General features: G+C 54.9%; 1 tRNA gene and 2 rRNA genes (1 of these 3 cut by a window edge). All 3 read left to right on the top strand.

The annotated features are described in order from the left end of the window. Window positions 1–2,074 (top strand): 23S ribosomal RNA (locus ACR0J5_RS20535) (it extends 792 nt beyond the left edge of the window). 186 nt (window positions 2,075–2,260) lie between these two features. Then, window positions 2,261–2,375: ribosomal RNA gene (gene rrf, locus ACR0J5_RS20530) — 5S ribosomal RNA — on the top strand. A 47-nt stretch (window positions 2,376–2,422) separates the two neighbouring features. Beyond that, window positions 2,423–2,499: transfer RNA gene (locus ACR0J5_RS20525), tRNA-Met, on the top strand. Window position 2,500 lies beyond the last annotated feature (1 nt).

The following is a 2,500-nucleotide window of genomic DNA, read 5'->3' as shown; positions in this document are numbered from 1 at the left end:
CCTAGGGGTGAAAGGCCAATCAAACTCGGAGATAGCTGGTTCTCTGCGAAATCTATTTAGGTAGAGCGTCATCCGAATACCCCGGGGGGTAGAGCACTGGATGGGTAATGGGGCCCCACAGGCTTACTGATCCTAACCAAACTCCGAATACCCGGGAGTACTAGATGGCAGACACACTGCGGATGCTAACGTCCGTAGTGGAGAGGGAAACAACCCTGACCTACGACTAAGGCCCCCAATTCATGGCTAAGTGGGAAAGCAGGTGGGACGACCAAAACAACCAGGAGGTTGGCTTAGAAGCAGCCATCCTTTAAAGATAGCGTAACAGCTCACTGGTCTAAATAAGTTGTCCTGCGGCGAAGATGTAACGGGGCTCAAGCCATGAGCCGAAGTCTAGGATGCCGTAAGGCATGGTAGCAGAGCGTAGTGTGACATAGAACTCATCCTGTATTGCCGCCGGTTATGCGGTGCGCGTAAGCGCGCTCAAGTAGCCGAATAGGCGGTAGCGCAGGATAGAGTTCTTTCGATGAAGCCGGGGCGTGAGCCATCCGGTGGAGAGATCACTAGTGAGAATGATGACATGAGTAGCGACAAAGAGTGTGAGAGACACTCTCGCCGAAAGTCCAAGGGTTCCTGCTTAAAGCTAATCTGAGCAGGGTAAGCCGGCCCCTAAGCCGAGGCCGAAAGGCGTAGGCGATGGGAACTAGGTTAATATTCCTAGGCCAGGAGGATGTGACGGATCACGGATGTAGTTCAATCTTATCGGATTGATTGGGCTGCTGAGTGGTTCCTGGAAATAGCCCTCCATCAGACCGTACCCTAAACCGACACAGGTGGACTGGTAGAGCATACCAAGGCGCTTGAGAGAACGATGTTGAAGGAACTCGGCAAAATACCTCCGTAAGTTCGCGAGAAGGAGGCCCGGTTCCTAGGCAACTAGGGGCTGGGGGCACAAACCAGGGGGTGGCGACTGTTTATTAAAAACACAGGGCTCTGCGAAGTCGCAAGACGACGTATAGGGTCTGACGCCTGCCCGGTGCCTGAAGGTTAAAAGGAGAGGTGAGAGCCTTGAATTGAAGCCCAGGTAAACGGCGGCCGTAACTATAACGGTCCTAAGGTAGCGAAATTCCTTGTCGGGTAAGTTCCGACCTGCACGAATGGCGTAACGACTTCCCCGCTGTCTCCAACATCGACTCAGCGAAATTGAATTGCCTGTCAAGATGCAGGCTTCCCGCGGTTAGACGGAAAGACCCCGTGCACCTTTACTACAGCTTCGCACTGGCATCAGGATTGTGATGTGCAGGATAGGTGGTAGGCTTTGAAACCGTGACGCCAGTCGCGGTGGAGCCTCCCTTGAGATACCACCCTTCGCACTCTTGATGTCTAACCGCGGTCCGTTATCCGGATCCGGGACCCTGCGTGGCGGGTAGTTTGACTGGGGCGGTCGCCTCCTAAAGCGTAACGGAGGCGCGCGAAGGTTGGCTCAGAGCGGTCGGAAATCGCTCGTTGAGTGCAATGGCAGAAGCCAGCCTGACTGCGAGACTGACAAGTCGAGCAGAGTCGAAAGACGGCCATAGTGATCCGGTGGTCCCGAGTGGAAGGGCCATCGCTCAACGGATAAAAGGTACGCCGGGGATAACAGGCTGATACTGCCCAAGAGTCCATATCGACGGCAGTGTTTGGCACCTCGATGTCGGCTCATCTCATCCTGGGGCTGGAGCAGGTCCCAAGGGTACGGCTGTTCGCCGTTTAAAGAGGTACGTGAGCTGGGTTTAGAACGTCGTGAGACAGTTCGGTCCCTATCTGCCGTGGGTGTAGGAGACTTGAGAGGAGTTGCCCCTAGTACGAGAGGACCGGGGTGAACGATCCACTGGTGGACCAGTTGTCGTGCCAACGGCAGTGCTGGGTAGCTATGATCGGACAGGATAACCGCTGAAGGCATCTAAGCGGGAAGCCCCCCTCAAAACAAGGTCTCCCTGAGGGCCGTGGAAGACCACCACGTCAATAGGCCGGAGATGTAAGCGCAGTAATGCGTTCAGTTGACCGGTACTAATCGCCCGATAGGCTTGATTTGATCCAGTAATGGAAAGACAAGACCAAAGCATACACCAAACTTGACCAAGGACAGCGCGTGCCAACGCAAACGGCACTGTTGATTGACTATACAACCGAGTGGCACCGCGCATTCGCAAGCGAATACGCTGCCTGCCACCTGTCGCTTTCTTGCTCCGCAAGAAAGTCGACATGGGCTTTTCCTCGGTTTGGTGGTCATAGCGCAAGTGAAACACCCGGTCCCATCCCGAACCCGGAAGTTAAGCACTGCCGCGCCAATGGTACTTGGGCTTAAGCCCCGGGAGAGTAGGTCACCGCCAAACCTAGAAAAAGCCCAACAGTCTCTCTAAACGATGAAAAGAACACCTGGCGCGGGGTGGAGCAGTCCGGTAGCTCGTCAGGCTCATAACCTGAAGGTCAGAGGTTCAAATCCTCTCCCCGCAACCAA

Source organism: Ruegeria sp. BE1 (assembly GCF_056538885.1).
The sequence above is the reverse complement of the archived record's forward strand: the minus strand, read 5'-3'. Positions and strand labels throughout refer to the sequence as shown.